Origin of the sequence: Aeromonas schubertii, from assembly GCF_000820105.1 — a bacterium.
Classification (GTDB): domain Bacteria; phylum Pseudomonadota; class Gammaproteobacteria; order Enterobacterales; family Aeromonadaceae; genus Aeromonas; species Aeromonas schubertii.
In genome coordinates this window covers 52,584-64,950 of sequence record NZ_CDDB01000041.1, presented here as the reverse complement: position 1 = coordinate 64,950, position 12,367 = coordinate 52,584, and the positions used below count along the sequence as shown (strand labels likewise).

The 12,367-nt window shown below is 65.3% G+C and carries 13 protein-coding genes; 12 read left to right on the top strand and 1 reads right to left on the bottom strand.

From position 1 onward, the window contains the following. Window positions 1-177 precede the first annotated feature (177 nt). Both BN1133_RS08595 and BN1133_RS08590 read left to right on the top strand, forming a co-directional pair. A complete protein-coding gene (locus BN1133_RS08595; RefSeq protein ID WP_050666125.1) occupies window positions 178-552 on the top strand; it encodes a hypothetical protein in 375 nt (124 codons plus the stop codon). A 31-nt stretch (window positions 553-583) separates the two neighbouring features. Further along, the gene (locus tag BN1133_RS08590) at window positions 584-862 is read left to right on the top strand and encodes a peptidylprolyl isomerase (RefSeq protein ID WP_050666124.1); all 279 of its coding nucleotides are present in this window, start codon (window positions 584-586) and stop codon (window positions 860-862) included. A gap of 16 nt (window positions 863-878) precedes the next feature. On the opposite strand, the gene BN1133_RS08585 is transcribed toward BN1133_RS08590, so the two are convergent. Then, the gene (locus BN1133_RS08585; RefSeq protein WP_050666123.1) at window positions 879-1,844 is read right to left on the bottom strand and encodes a quinone oxidoreductase family protein; all 966 of its coding nucleotides are present in this window, start codon (window positions 1,842-1,844) and stop codon (window positions 879-881) included. A gap of 87 nt (window positions 1,845-1,931) precedes the next feature. On the opposite strand from BN1133_RS08585, the gene BN1133_RS08580 reads away from it, so the two are divergent. The 10 genes from BN1133_RS08580 to ahpF all read left to right on the top strand — a co-directional run bounded on the left by BN1133_RS08580 (window position 1,932) and on the right by ahpF (window position 12,263). Then, window positions 1,932-2,270 (top strand): winged helix-turn-helix transcriptional regulator, encoded by a 339-nt coding sequence (locus BN1133_RS08580; RefSeq protein WP_050666122.1) that lies wholly within the window; start codon window positions 1,932-1,934, stop codon window positions 2,268-2,270. A gap of 57 nt (window positions 2,271-2,327) precedes the next feature. Further along, window positions 2,328-3,005: a DUF1499 domain-containing protein gene (locus BN1133_RS08575; protein WP_050666167.1), complete on the top strand. Its 678-nt coding sequence runs from the start codon at window positions 2,328-2,330 to the stop codon at window positions 3,003-3,005. Between the two features lie 15 nt (window positions 3,006-3,020). Next, entirely contained in the window at window positions 3,021-3,587 is a 567-nt protein-coding gene (locus BN1133_RS08570; protein WP_050666121.1) for a carboxymuconolactone decarboxylase family protein, read from the top strand. Next, a complete protein-coding gene (locus BN1133_RS08565; protein ID WP_050666120.1) occupies window positions 3,584-5,737 on the top strand; it encodes an FAD-dependent oxidoreductase in 2,154 nt (717 codons plus the stop codon). Before BN1133_RS08570 ends, BN1133_RS08565 begins: the two co-directional genes overlap by 4 nt. 14 nt (window positions 5,738-5,751) lie before the next feature. Beyond that, window positions 5,752-6,888 carry an ABC transporter substrate-binding protein gene (locus tag BN1133_RS08560; RefSeq protein ID WP_231686252.1) on the top strand — a complete coding sequence of 379 codons (1,137 nt, stop codon included), beginning with the start codon at window positions 5,752-5,754 and terminating at the stop codon, window positions 6,886-6,888. Then, the gene (locus BN1133_RS08555; RefSeq protein WP_050666118.1) at window positions 6,878-8,506 is read left to right on the top strand and encodes an ABC transporter permease; all 1,629 of its coding nucleotides are present in this window, start codon (window positions 6,878-6,880) and stop codon (window positions 8,504-8,506) included. The genes BN1133_RS08560 and BN1133_RS08555 overlap by 11 nt, the downstream gene beginning before the upstream one ends. Next, a complete protein-coding gene (locus BN1133_RS08550; RefSeq protein ID WP_050666117.1) occupies window positions 8,500-9,168 on the top strand; it encodes an ATP-binding cassette domain-containing protein in 669 nt (222 codons plus the stop codon). The genes BN1133_RS08555 and BN1133_RS08550 overlap by 7 nt, the downstream gene beginning before the upstream one ends. Continuing rightward, window positions 9,161-9,796: a CDP-alcohol phosphatidyltransferase family protein gene (locus BN1133_RS08545; protein WP_050666116.1), complete on the top strand. Its 636-nt coding sequence runs from the start codon at window positions 9,161-9,163 to the stop codon at window positions 9,794-9,796. The genes BN1133_RS08550 and BN1133_RS08545 overlap by 8 nt, the downstream gene beginning before the upstream one ends. Window positions 9,797-10,015: 219 nt before the next feature. Further along, on the top strand, window positions 10,016-10,582 hold the full coding sequence (ahpC, locus tag BN1133_RS08540; protein ID WP_050666115.1) for an alkyl hydroperoxide reductase subunit C: 567 nt from the start codon (window positions 10,016-10,018) through the stop codon (window positions 10,580-10,582). 94 nt (window positions 10,583-10,676) lie between these two features. Beyond that, window positions 10,677-12,263 carry an alkyl hydroperoxide reductase subunit F gene (gene ahpF / locus BN1133_RS08535; protein WP_050666114.1) on the top strand — a complete coding sequence of 529 codons (1,587 nt, stop codon included), beginning with the start codon at window positions 10,677-10,679 and terminating at the stop codon, window positions 12,261-12,263. The last annotated feature ends 104 nt before the right edge of the window (window positions 12,264-12,367 follow it).

The window sequence follows — 12,367 nt, the reverse complement described above, 5'->3', positions numbered from 1 at the left end:
CTTTTGCCTGATTTTTTAACATGTTGCGGCCATCGAGACCATCTTTGTCGCCACTTGTCGAGGATCTGCCCAACTCACACCTTCGTTTCACTCGTTTGCCCCAATCGATTCATTGCGCTGCCAAGGGGCCGCCAAACCCGCCAGACTCATCACATCCACAACAGGGGGAGCAGCGAAATGAGCGAAAAAGTGGCCGACTATCTGGGTGATCGTCTCGAATTCATGACCTTTTTGGCCAGCATGAGCGCCTTGCTGGCGCTGCTGTGCGGCATGCAGGGGGAGCAGGCCCTCTCCTTTGTGGCGCTGAACCTTCCGGTAGGGCTCGCCCTGCTGCTGGGACTGGCCCTGACCTCCGGCTTGCCGGCTCCGGTGCGCCTGGGCATCACTCCCCTGTGGTTACTGGCCGCAGCCTCTGTTGTGCTGACGCTGGGGGAGAGCTGGGTCGATCCGCTCGCCGTCTGGCTCCTTTATGGCGCCCTCGGCCTCGAGCTTATCTGGCAAGCGCGCGCCCGCGCCGAGCGACAGGCTGACGTGGCACGGGTTTTCCGGTAACCTTGCGGCCCCACCATCCCAAGGAGTCGTTATGAAAACCGCCTGCGCCCTGCACATCCTGGTCAAAACCGAGCGTGAATGCCTGGCACTCAAGGAGAAGCTCGACAAGGGCGCCGACTTCGGCCAGCTGGCCAAACGCCACTCCACCTGCCCCTCGGGCAAGCGGGGCGGCGATCTGGGGGAATTTTTCAAAGGCGACATGGTCAAGGCCTTCGATGACGCCGTCTTCAAAGGAGAGCTGCTCAAGGTATTGGGGCCGGTGCGCACCAAGTTCGGCTTTCACCTGATCAAGGTCCTCTACCGTCGCTAACCCGGCCCCGCGCCGATCACGTCCGGGAGCGCATCAGCACCAACTTGCCCTGTGACTGGCCGCTCTCCAGATGGCGGTGCGCCTCACCAATCTGCTCCGGGCCGTAAAGAGCGCCGATCTGAATCCTTAACCACCCCTCCTCGAGCCCGCCGATCAGTTCCTCATAGGCGGCGCGATTTTGCGCTGTGCTCATCAGGCCACCGTTAAAGAGGTGCAGGGAGGGGGCGGCCATAAAGTGGGCCTGCAGCGCCTCCATCAGACCCGGCGCCCCGGCCTCCTCGGCAAAGCCGTACCAGATGAGGTGACCCTGAGGCGCCAGGCGTGCCACATCCCGAGCCAGGCTCGCGCCACCCACGCCGTTGAAGATATAGTCAAAGCCCCCCTCCTCCAGCGGCTGACGCCGATACTCGACCGCCCTGGCTCCGAGCGCTCTTACCGCCTGCGCCTTGTGCGGCGATCCCGCCATGGCCATCACCTCGATCCCGCGGCGACGCAGAAGCTGAATGAGGATGGACCCCACCCCGCCGGCACCGGCATAAACCAGGGCTTTTCCTCCCCCGGTCACGAACCGGTTAACCAAGCCCCAGGCCGTGCGGCCCGCCATGCCAAGGGACGCAAGCTCGGCCAGCGGTAACCCCTCGGGAGCCGGGGCCAGGGATATCCAGGGCGCGGCCCCTTGCAGGGGGATGGTCACATAGGCGCCGTAACTGCCCGGCGCGGCAAAGACAACCCGCTCACCCACCCTGACGCCGCCGACCCCCTCACCCAGTGCCAGAATCCGTCCCACCCCCTCCATGCCAGGGATGAAGGGCAATGACTCCTCGATGGGAAAGGCCCCCCGGCGAATATAAGTGTCAGCCAGGTTGATGCCCGAGGCCTCCACCTCGACCAGCACTTCACCCGGCGCGGCAACCGGCCGCGGCTGAAGCCCGCCCACCAGCTGCTCTACACCACCAAACGCTCGCAAATAGATAGCATTCATTCGTCTGTTCTCCGCTTGGATTGACCTGCGGGAGCGAGAGTGGCAGAGTTACTTTCTTTTTTAAAGTAGATTCCTTTTGGTAACCAAATGAGAGAACGCAGCGAACAAGCTCACTGTCCGGTCGACGGCCTGCTCCAGATCCTTTTTGCCAAGTGGTCGGCGCACATCATCTGGGTGCTGGGGGCAGAGGGGCCCCAGCGCTTTGGCGAGCTCAAGCGCCGCCTCGACCCCATCTCCACCAAGATATTGACCGAGCGCCTGAGAGAGCTGGAGGCCGCCGCTCTGCTGGCGCGGGAGGTGGTCGCCACCATACCGCCCCAGGTGACCTACTCCATCACACCGCGTGGCCGCGAGTGTCATCGCATCGTCGACGATCTGGTGCGCCTCGCCGCCAGATGGGAGCAGGAAACGGATAAAGAAACTTAACGGGATCATAGGATTAGCGGTATCCTTTAGGGCTTGCACTCGATTCTGGTCGCCATCATGCCATCACATCTGATCCTGCCCCTGCTCGCCTGGAGCCTGCTGTTGGCCGGTCCCCTGCTGACCCGACTCGGCCTCTGGCCCTGGTGGAGCGGGTTTATCAGCTGCGGCGCCTCGGCCCTGATCGCCCTCTTTCTGCTGCTGCGACTCCCCTGGCGTCCCCAGCGTGTGAGCGCCCTGCTCGGCGCCCTTCCCCTGCTCCCCCTGCTCTGGTTTATGGCCCAGGCCCTGCGCCACCCGCTGCAAAACGACGTGGCCACCGATCCCTATTCCCCTCCGCCCCTGCTCTGGGCCGAGCAGCTGCGCGGTGAGGGCGATCTGCCGGTCAATCAGGGGATATTGAAAGCCTTTGCCGACAATCCGGGTCCTCTCTATACCGCCGCCCTGCCCGGCCAGGTTATCGCCGTGGCCGAGACCCTGATGCAGGCGCGCGGCTGGCAGACCCTGCGCACCCCACAAGGGCTACAGGCCGTCGCCACCAGCCCCTGGTTTGGCTTTGTGGACGACATCGCCCTGCGCATCCGGGTGGGACAGGAGACCCGGGTCGACATGCGCTCGGCCTCCCGGGTCGGGCAATCGGATCTCGGGGCGAACCGGGCCCGCATCGTCGCCTTTATGCAGGATCTCGACCGGGAGCTCGCCCGCCATGCCCCTGGCGGCACCACCACACGCCATTGATGTTAAGGGAGTCTCATGCGCATCGAACTGAAACCGGACCGGGAGTATGCCTGGTTTATCAAACCCTTTTTCTGGCTGCAAAAACGCAACTATGGCCAGGTGTTGATCCCCGGCAAATGCTGGGGGCGCTCCCCTCGCCTCTTCGCCGCCGTGGCGACCCTCTACGGGGTGATCAACCGCCGCCGCTCCCCCATTGACCCCGTGCTGCGTTCCCTGGTCACGGTACGGGTCTCCCAGCTCAACTGGTGCCGCTTCTGCGTCGATATCAACGCCATGACCCTGGTGGAGCGGGCCGGCTCGAGCGACAAGGTCGAGGCCCTGGCGAGCTGGCGCGACTCGCCGCTGTTTGACGAACGCGAGCGGGCCGTGCTCGATTACGCCGAGGCGATGACTGGCCTCGATGGTGTCAACGACGATCAGGTGGCGCGGCTGCGCCCCTGGTTTGACGACGACGCCCTGGTCGAGCTCACCGGCCTCATCGCCTTTCAAAACATGTCGGCCAAGTTCAACGCCGCCCTCGACGTGCCAACCCAGGGCTTTTGCCAGCTGCCGGTGCAGCCCGGCTCAGGGGCGCCACGATGAGACGCGGGGTACTGCTCTGCCTGCTGCTCGCCCTGGTGGGCAGTTACTACGCCCTCGATCTGGGGCAGTGGCTCAACCTCGCCAGTCTGCAGCGCCACCAGGCTCAGTGGCAGGCCTGGGTCGACGGGCACTTCCTTCTGGCCGCACTCGGCTTCTTTTTTCTCTATGTGCTGAGCACCGGCCTCTCCCTGCCGGGGGCCACCCTGCTCACCCTGGGGGGCAGCGCCCTGCTCGGGATTGGCTGGGGGCTGCTGCTGGTCTCCCTGGCCAGTACCCTCGGCGCCTCTCTGGCCTTTCTCTCGGCCCGCTATCTGCTGCGCGGCGTAGTGAGCCGCCGCTTCGGCCCACAACTCGAGCGCATCAACGGCGGACTGGAGCGAGATGGCATCTATTACCTTATGACCCTGCGCCTGGTCCCCCTCTTCCCCTTCTTCATGGTCAATCTCTTGATGGGGCTCACCCGCATGCCCCTGACCACCTATGCCTGGGTCAGCCAGCTCGGCATGCTGCCGGCGACCTGCATCTATGTGCTGGCGGGCAGCGAGCTCGCCACCCTGGCCAGTACCGGGGAGGTGCTGTCGCCCGCCCTGATCACCACCCTCTGCCTGCTCGGGCTGCTGCCCTGGCTGGGCAAGTTCATCGCCGCTCGGCTGGCCGAGCGACGCCGTCGGCAACGCTGGCCCAAGCCCAAACACTTTGATTACAACCTGCTGGTGGTGGGCGCCGGTGCCGGGGGGCTGGTCACCAGCTACATCGCCGCCGTGACCGGGGCCCGGGTCGGGCTTATCGAGGCCAGGGCCATGGGGGGGGATTGCCTCAACCACGGCTGTGTCCCCTCCAAGGCGCTGCTGCGCTCGGCCCGCTTCGCCGCCGAGCAGCGCCGCGCCGCCGAGCTTGGCTTCAGCCCTGGCCAGAGCCAGCCCGACTTTGCTGCCGTGATGGAGCGGGTGGCCCGGGTGATCACTGAGGTGGCTCCTCACGACTCCATCGAGCGCTACCAGGGGCTGGGGGTCGAGTGCATCGAGGGGCGGGCACACCTGCGCTCGCCCTGGTCGGTCGAGGTGAACGGGGCCGTGCTGACCGCCCGTCATCTGGTGATCGCCACCGGCGCAAGGCCGCGCGTGCCCCCCATACCCGGGCTTGAGGGGGTAAACTACCTCACCTCCGACACCCTGTGGGATCTTCGCCGCCCGCCGCGCCATCTGATGATCCTGGGAGGCGGCCCCATCGGCTGCGAGCTGGCACAGGCCTTCGCCCTGCTCGGCGTTCCGGTCACCCTGATCGAGCAGGCCGAGCGCCTGCTGCCCCGGGAGGAGCCCGATGCGGCAAGGGTGATCGAAAAGACGCTGCGCAGCTGTGGTGTCGATGTAAAGCTGGCCTGCCAGACTCTGGCCGTGGCGCAAGACGGAGAGGCGATTACCCTGCACCTTCTAAAGGAACAGGATGAACACAGGATCACCGGTGATACCCTGCTGCTGGCCCTGGGGCGCCAGGCCAACGTAACCGGTTTCGGTCTCGAGGCGTTGGGGGTAGAGCTCACCGCCCAGGGCACCATTCGGGTGGATGACTCCCTCGCCACCACTCACCCCTCCATCCTGGCGGTGGGGGATGTCGCAGGACCTTACCAGCTCACCCACGTGGCCGCCCATCAGGGGTGGTATGCCGCCATCAACGCCCTCTTTGGCTCCCTGCGCCGTTTTCGGGTCGATTACCGGGCCATTCCCCAGGTGGTCTACACCGAGCCCCAGCTGGCCCGGGTCGGCCTCACCACAGCGGAGGCGAGTGAGCGCACCATCGGGTTTGAGCGCACCCGCTTCGAGCTGGCCGAGCTTGACCGAGCCATCTGCGACGCCGAGCGGGAGGGGTTTGTGGAGGTACTCACCGCACCGGGCAGCGATCGCCTGCTCGGGGTTACCCTGGTAGGGCCCGAGGCGGGAGAGCGCATCGCCGAGTTTACCCTGGCGATGCAGCACGGGCTCGGCCTTGGCAAGATCCTCGCGACCGTTCACCCCTACCCTACCCGCAGCGAGGGTAACAAGTACGTGGCCGGCCTCTGGCGACAGGCTCGCAAGCCGGGCCTGTTGCTCACCCTGGCCGGACGCTGGCACGCCTGGCGCCGCGGCCCCCTTCCCCCCCATTCGGAGTCTTAAGGATGAGAAAAGAGATGGCCGCCCTGTTGCTGGCCCTGATCACCCTGCCCAGTTGGGCCGATCCACAGCGTCAGTGGCAACAGACCCTGCAGGAGGCCCGCGGCCAGCAGGTCTATCTGCACGCCTGGGGTGGCAGCCCGGAGGTCAATCGCTACCTGGCCTGGAGCGCCGACGAGATCAAGAAGCGCTTCGATATCACCCTGACCCAGGTCAAGGTCGATGACATAGCCCCGAGCGTCGCCTCTCTGCTGGCCCAGAAGCGGGCGGGCAAGGCGCGCGAAGGCACCATGGATCTGCTCTGGGTCAACGGGGAAAATTTTAAGTCGATGAAAGATAACGCCTTGCTCGGCGCCCCCTTCACTGCCGAGCTGCCCAACATGGCGCTGGTCGACGAGGGACTGCCGGTCGAACGGGACTTTACCGTACCGGTTGAGGGGCTGGAGGCCCCCTGGGGCATGGGGCAGCTCAACCTGATGGTCGACAAAGAGCGCGTTCCATCTCCCCCCACCAATGCCGCGGCCCTGCTCGCCTGGGCCCAAACCCATCCCGGGCGCTTCACCTATCCCAAGCCGCCCCAGTTTCACGGCTCGAGCTTCTTAAAGCAGATGCTGCTGGATCTCATCCCCGACCCGGCCCCCCTCTACGGTTCCACCGGGCAGAGCGATGCGGCCCGGGTGACCGCCCCCCTGTGGGCCTTCCTCGATGCCTTGCACCCTCGCCTCTGGCGCGCCGGCAAGCTTTTTCCCACCGGCGCCGCCGAGAGCCGCCAACTGCTCGATGACGGCGAGCTGGACATGGCCCTGAGCTTCAACCCCCAAGAGGCCGCCTATGGCGTGCTAAGCGGCAATCTGCCCGAGGGGGTCGAAGCCGTGGTGATGCAAAAGGGGGCGCTCACCAACGCTCACTTCCTCGCCATCCCCTTCAACGCCCGCGCACGCGCGGGGGCCAAAGTGGTGGTCAACTTCCTGCTCAGCCCGGAGGCTCAGGCCCGTAAGGCCGATCCCACCATCTGGGGTGACCCCGGCGTGCTGCGCCCCGAGGCGCTGCCCAAGGGCACACTGCCGGCCCTGCGCTTTGCCGCCCAGGCCGAGCCACACCCCAGCTGGCAGCTCTATCTCGAGCGGGAGTGGGCCCGTCGCTATGGCCAGTGAGCGCCTGCGCCCCCTGGCCCTCATCACCACCCTGCTGCTGCTCGGCCTGCCCCTGTTGGCAGGTCTGGGGGCCCTGCTTTCTGCCCTGCGGGATGGGGCCGGCTGGTCGGCCCTGCTGGCCGCCCCCGGGCTTGCCACCTCGCTGCTACTGACCCTGGGGGTCTCCCTGGGGTCGACCCTGTTCACCCTGCTGCTCACCTTCGCCCTGCTGGCCCATGGCTGGGAGAGCCCCCCTTTGCGCCGCCTCGAGCGGTGGCTCTCCCCCCTGTTGGCCCTGCCCCACGTGGCCTTCGCGGTGGGACTCGCCTTTCTCGTTGCCCCCTCGGGCTGGCTGCTGCGCCTGCCCGCCCAGCTGCTCGGATGGAGCCTTCCGCCAGACTGGCAGACCCTGCGTGACCCCCTCGGACTGGGGTTGACACTGGCACTCACCCTCAAGGAGCTCCCCTTTCTGCTGCTGATGGCCCTCGCCGCCCTGCACCGCCACGAGGTGACCCGCCAGCTTCATCTCGGCCAGAGTCTGGGCTTTTCCCCGGCTCAAGTGTGGTGGCGCCTGCTGCTGCCCGCCCTCTGGCCGAAGATCCGGCTGCCCCTGGCCGCCATCGCCGCCTATGGCTGCGGGGTAGTCGACCTGCCCCTGCTACTCGGCCCCGACGCCCCCCCGGTGCTGGCCCAGCGTCTCTGGCTCTGGAGCCGGGAGGCTGACCTCTCCTTGCACCGGCTCGCCCATCAGGGTGCCCTGCTGCTGCTCAGCGCGGCGCTCTTGCTGCTCGCCCTGTTGCGATGGCTCGAGTATCTCGCCTGCCGGGGGCTCAGGCACCGCCAGCTTGACGGCCACCGCCGCCCGGCCCGGGCCCGCCGCTGGCCCGCAGCCCTCACCGGTCTGCTGCTCGCAGTGAATGGCGCCATACTGCTCGCCCTCTTGCTCTGGTCGGTGACTCGCCGCTGGCGTTTTCCCGATCTCTTTCCCACCCATCTCTCCTCGCTGGGATGGCAGGAGGCGCTGCCGACGGCGCTGCCTTTGCTCGGCACCACACTGGCGCTGGCGCTGGTCACGACGTGGCTTGCCGCCCTCTGGGCCCTGCTGGTGCTGGAGAGCGAGCGTCGCCCCTGGCCATTGTGGCTGCTCTGCCTGCCCCTGTTGCTGCCTCAGGCGAGCCTGCTGATCGGCTTGGATCAGGCCCTGGCCTATCTGGACACAACCCCGGGGATCGGCTGGGTGGTCTGGGGCCAGCTGCTGTTTGTCTTCCCCTATGTGTATCTGTGCCTGCGTGGCCCCTGGCATAGTTTCGATGAGCGGTTGCTCCTGTGCGCCCGCGCCCTGGGAGCCTCCCCCTGGCGAGCCTGGTGGCGCATCAAGCTGCCCCTGCTCGCCCGCCCCCTGCTGGCCGCCCTGGCGGTCGGGGTGGCGGTCAGCCTGGCCCAATACCTGCCGACCCTGCTGCTCGGCGGCGGCCGGGTGATGACCCTGACCACGGAGGCGGTGGCCATCGGCAGCGGCCTCAACCGCCGGCTGGCCGGGCTCTATGCCCTGCTGCAACTGCTTATTCCCCTGGCCGCCTTCCTGCTGGCCCTCTGGCTGCCGGGCCGCATCAACCCTCTGGAGCGTCGCCCATGCTGAGCGTGCAATCCTTTACCCTCTATCAAGGGGAGCGCCCCCTGCTCAGGGTGCCCGACTTTTCCATCGCCCCCGGCGCCCCGCTGACCCTGATGGGGCCCAGTGGCTGCGGCAAGAGCAGCCTGCTCGCCGCCCTGCTGGGCGCCCTGCCCGAGCGGGGTCAGAACGCCGCCCCGTCACGCCTCGAGGGGCATAGCCCCTTAAGCTGGGAGGGGTGCTTCACCCTGGCCGGGGAGCGCCTTCGTGAGCAATCCATAGAGCGGCGCGGCATCGGCATCCTGTTTCAGGACGATCTGCTGTTTGCTCACCTGACGGTGGCGCAGAACCTGCTCTTTGCCGTGCCGGCGGGGGACCCACTAGCGCGGCTCGATGCCGTGGGCCGCGCCCTGGACGATGCGGGGCTCGGGGCGTTCGGCCAGCGCCTTCCCCACCAGCTCTCCGGCGGCGAGCGTGCCCGGGTGAGCCTGCTTCGCACCCTGCTCGCCCGCCCGCGCGCCCTGCTGCTCGATGAGCCCTTCTCCCGCCTCGATCAGCCCCTGCGGGCGGCATTTCGTCACTGGGTGTTTGCCCGCTGCGCGGCTATCCCCGTGCTGTTGGTGACCCACGACCCCGAGGACGCCCCGGGGGAGATCCTGCGCCTTGCCCCGGAGAACAGCCATGCTTGATCGCTACCTCGCCCCCCTCACCCGGCGCCCGCTGGCGGCCCTCGCCTCACCGCTGGCGCGACGGGGCGTCCGGGCCGATACGGTGACCCTGACCGCCTTTGCCATCGGCCTGCTGGCCGTGCCCCTGCTGGCCTTGAACCTCTATCCACTGGCCTTGGCCGCCATTCTTCTCAACCGGTTGGGCGACGGGCTCGATGGCGCCCTGGCACGTTATCAGGGGATCACCGACAGCGGCGGCTTTCTCGACATCACCTGCGACTTCATCTTCTACGCCGCCGTGGTACTGGGCTTTGCCCTGGCAAACCCCAACGCCAACGCCCTGCCGGCAGCCTTTCTGCTCTTCTGTTTCATGGGCACAGGCTCGAGTTTTCTCGCCTTCGCCGTGATGGCCGGCAAGCGGGGGATCGAAAGCCCTGTCTACCGCCACAAGTCGCTCTACTACATGGGGGGGATCACGGAGGGCAGCGAGACCCTGCTCTTTTTCATCCTTCTCTGTCTCTGGCCCCACGCATTCGCCCCTCTCGCCTGGGGTTTTGGTGCCCTCTGCCTGCTGACCGCCCTGACCCGCATTCTGGGAGGGGTCGATACCCTGCGTCGCCTCGAACGCAGCGTGTGCGATAAAATGTGATGAATTTCATAGCGTTGAGCATCTATTGATAAAAGTGACGGGTAGGCGTTCCCTGTTCATCCGGGGTACAGAGAGGATGGTTAATCTAAAAATATGATTTATGCGATAGGTTTTTGTTACTTTAATCGATTGTTTGTGCCCCCTATAGTGACAACCAGTTGAGCAGCGATGCTCAGTAACGCCGAACTTAAATCGAAAGACGCCTCAAGGAGCTTACGAATGTCTACCTACATCAACACCGAAATCAAGCCGTTCAACGCCACTGCCTACCACAACGGCAAGTTCATCCAGGTCTCCGATGCCGACCTGAAAGGCAAGTGGTCCGTTGTCTTCTTCTACCCGGCTGATTTCACCTTCGTCTGCCCGACCGAGCTGGGCGACCTCGCTGACAACTACGCCGAATTCCAGAAGCTGGGCGTCGAGATCTACTCCGTCTCCACCGACACCCACTTCACCCACAAGGCCTGGCACGACACTTCTGACACCATCCAGAAGATCCAGTACCCGATGATCGGCGACCCCACCGGCACCATCACCCGCAACTTCGGCGTGATGATCGAAGAAGCCGGTCTGGCTGACCGCGGCACCTTCGTCATCGATCCGCAGGGCATCATCCAGATCGTAGAGATCAACGCTGGCGGCATCGGCCGTGACGCCCTGGAGCTGCTGCGCAAGGTCAAGGCTGCCCAGTACGTTGCCGCTCACCCGGGTGAAGTATGCCCGGCCAAATGGAAAGAAGGCGAAGCCACTCTGGCCCCGTCCCTGGATCTGGTAGGCAAGATCTAAGCCTCCCCACTCCAAAGACCGGCCCGATTCAGGGCCGGTCTCTTTTCCGGACCACAGATACCGCCGACCCGCCATCCCTAGAAGGAATTCGACCATGCTGGATACCAACCTCAAACAACAGCTGAACACCTATCTGCAGTACATAGTCCATCCCATCGAGATCAGCGTGTCCGGCAACGACAGTGACAAATCCGCCGAACTGCTGGCACTGGCCAGCGAGATAAGCGGGATGTCGCCCAAGATTACCCAGACCTCTGGCACTGCCGCCCGCAAGCCTTCCATGAGTGTGGCCACCCAGGGCCAAGCCCCGCGCATTCACTTTGCCGGCATTCCCATGGGTCATGAATTTACTTCTCTGGTGCTCGCCCTGCTGCAAAGCGGCGGTCACCCCTCCAAGGCCGATCCGGCCGTGCAGGAGCAGATCAAGAGTCTCAAGGGCGAGTTCCACTTCGAGACCTATATTTCGCTCTCTTGCCACAACTGCCCGGACGTGGTTCAGGCACTGAACCTGATGGCCACCCTGAACCCTGGCATCACTCATACCATGATCGACGGCGCCCTGTTCCAGGACGAGGTCAACGAGCGCCAGATCATGGCGGTACCGAACGTCTACCTGAATGGCCAGCCGTTCAGCCAGGGCCGCATTTCACTGGAAGAGATCGTCGCCAAGCTCGACACCGGCGCCGCCGAGCGCAAGGCCGCCGAACTGAATGAGAAAGATCCCTACGACGTGCTGGTGGTGGGCGGTGGCCCGGCTGGCGCTGCCGCCGCCATCTATGCCGCCCGCAAAGGCATTCGCACCGCCATCGTTGCCGAGCGTTTCGGTGGCCAGGTGATGGACACCGTCGGCATCGAGAACTTCATCTCCGTGCCCTACACCGAGGGCCCCAAGCTGGCCGCCAGCCTGGAGCTGCACGTCAAGCAGTACGGGGTGGAAGTGATCACCGAGCAGCGCGCCGCCGCCATCAGCCGTGACGGCTATGTCAACGTGGATCTCGCCTCTGGCGCCACCTTGAAGAGCCGCGCCGTGATCCTGGCGACCGGTGCCCGCTGGCGCGATCTGAACGTGCCGGGAGAACTCGAGTACCGCACCAAGGGTGTGGCTTACTGCCCCCACTGTGACGGCCCCTTCTTCAAGGGCAAGCGAGTTGCGGTGATCGGTGGCGGTAACTCCGGCATCGAGGCAGCCATCGACTTGGCCGGCATCGTCGAGCATGTCACCGTGGTGGAGTTCGCCGATACCCTGCGTGCCGACGAGGTATTGCAGAAGAAGGCCCGCTCCATGAGCAATATCGACATCATCATGAGCGCCCGCACCACCGAGGTGATCGGTGACGGCAGCAAGGTGGTGGGCATGGATTACGAAGATCGCACCACCGGCGAGATCAAGCATCTGGCAGTGGCCGGTATCTTCGTCCAGATCGGTCTGGTGCCGAACACCGAGTTCCTGAAAGGAAGTGAGGTGGCCCTGACCCGCTTTGGCGAAATAGAGATCGACACCAAGGGCGCCACCTCCCTGCCCGGCGTCTACGCCGCAGGGGATGCCACTACTGTGCCATTCAAGCAGATCATCATCTCCATGGGGGCTGGCGCCACCGCCGCGCTGGGGGCGTTTGATTACCTCATCCGCAACCCGGCACCGGAAGCGGCCACAGCCAAGGCCGACGCAGTCATCGCCTGATAGCACCAAAAACAATAAGCCGACACTGAGTGTCGGCTTTTTTTATGGACTAACGTCGAGCATAAAAAAAACCGGCCAATAAGGCCGGTGAAACAGTTCAGGCT

Coding starts and splice junctions, on each gene's coding strand:
- BN1133_RS08595 (WP_050666125.1), top strand. CDS start 178: ATGAGCGAAAAAGTGGCCGACTATCTGGGTGATCGTCTCGAATTCATG.
- BN1133_RS08590 (WP_050666124.1), top strand. CDS start 584: ATGAAAACCGCCTGCGCCCTGCACATCCTGGTCAAAACCGAGCGTGAA.
- BN1133_RS08585 (WP_050666123.1), bottom strand. CDS start 1,844: ATGAATGCTATCTATTTGCGAGCGTTTGGTGGTGTAGAGCAGCTGGTG.
- BN1133_RS08580 (WP_050666122.1), top strand. CDS start 1,932: ATGAGAGAACGCAGCGAACAAGCTCACTGTCCGGTCGACGGCCTGCTC.
- BN1133_RS08575 (WP_050666167.1), top strand. CDS start 2,328: ATGCCATCACATCTGATCCTGCCCCTGCTCGCCTGGAGCCTGCTGTTG.
- BN1133_RS08570 (WP_050666121.1), top strand. CDS start 3,021: ATGCGCATCGAACTGAAACCGGACCGGGAGTATGCCTGGTTTATCAAA.
- BN1133_RS08565 (WP_050666120.1), top strand. CDS start 3,584: ATGAGACGCGGGGTACTGCTCTGCCTGCTGCTCGCCCTGGTGGGCAGT.
- BN1133_RS08560 (WP_231686252.1), top strand. CDS start 5,752: ATGGCCGCCCTGTTGCTGGCCCTGATCACCCTGCCCAGTTGGGCCGAT.
- BN1133_RS08555 (WP_050666118.1), top strand. CDS start 6,878: ATGGCCAGTGAGCGCCTGCGCCCCCTGGCCCTCATCACCACCCTGCTG.
- BN1133_RS08550 (WP_050666117.1), top strand. CDS start 8,500: ATGCTGAGCGTGCAATCCTTTACCCTCTATCAAGGGGAGCGCCCCCTG.
- BN1133_RS08545 (WP_050666116.1), top strand. CDS start 9,161: ATGCTTGATCGCTACCTCGCCCCCCTCACCCGGCGCCCGCTGGCGGCC.
- ahpC (WP_050666115.1), top strand. CDS start 10,016: ATGTCTACCTACATCAACACCGAAATCAAGCCGTTCAACGCCACTGCC.
- ahpF (WP_050666114.1), top strand. CDS start 10,677: ATGCTGGATACCAACCTCAAACAACAGCTGAACACCTATCTGCAGTAC.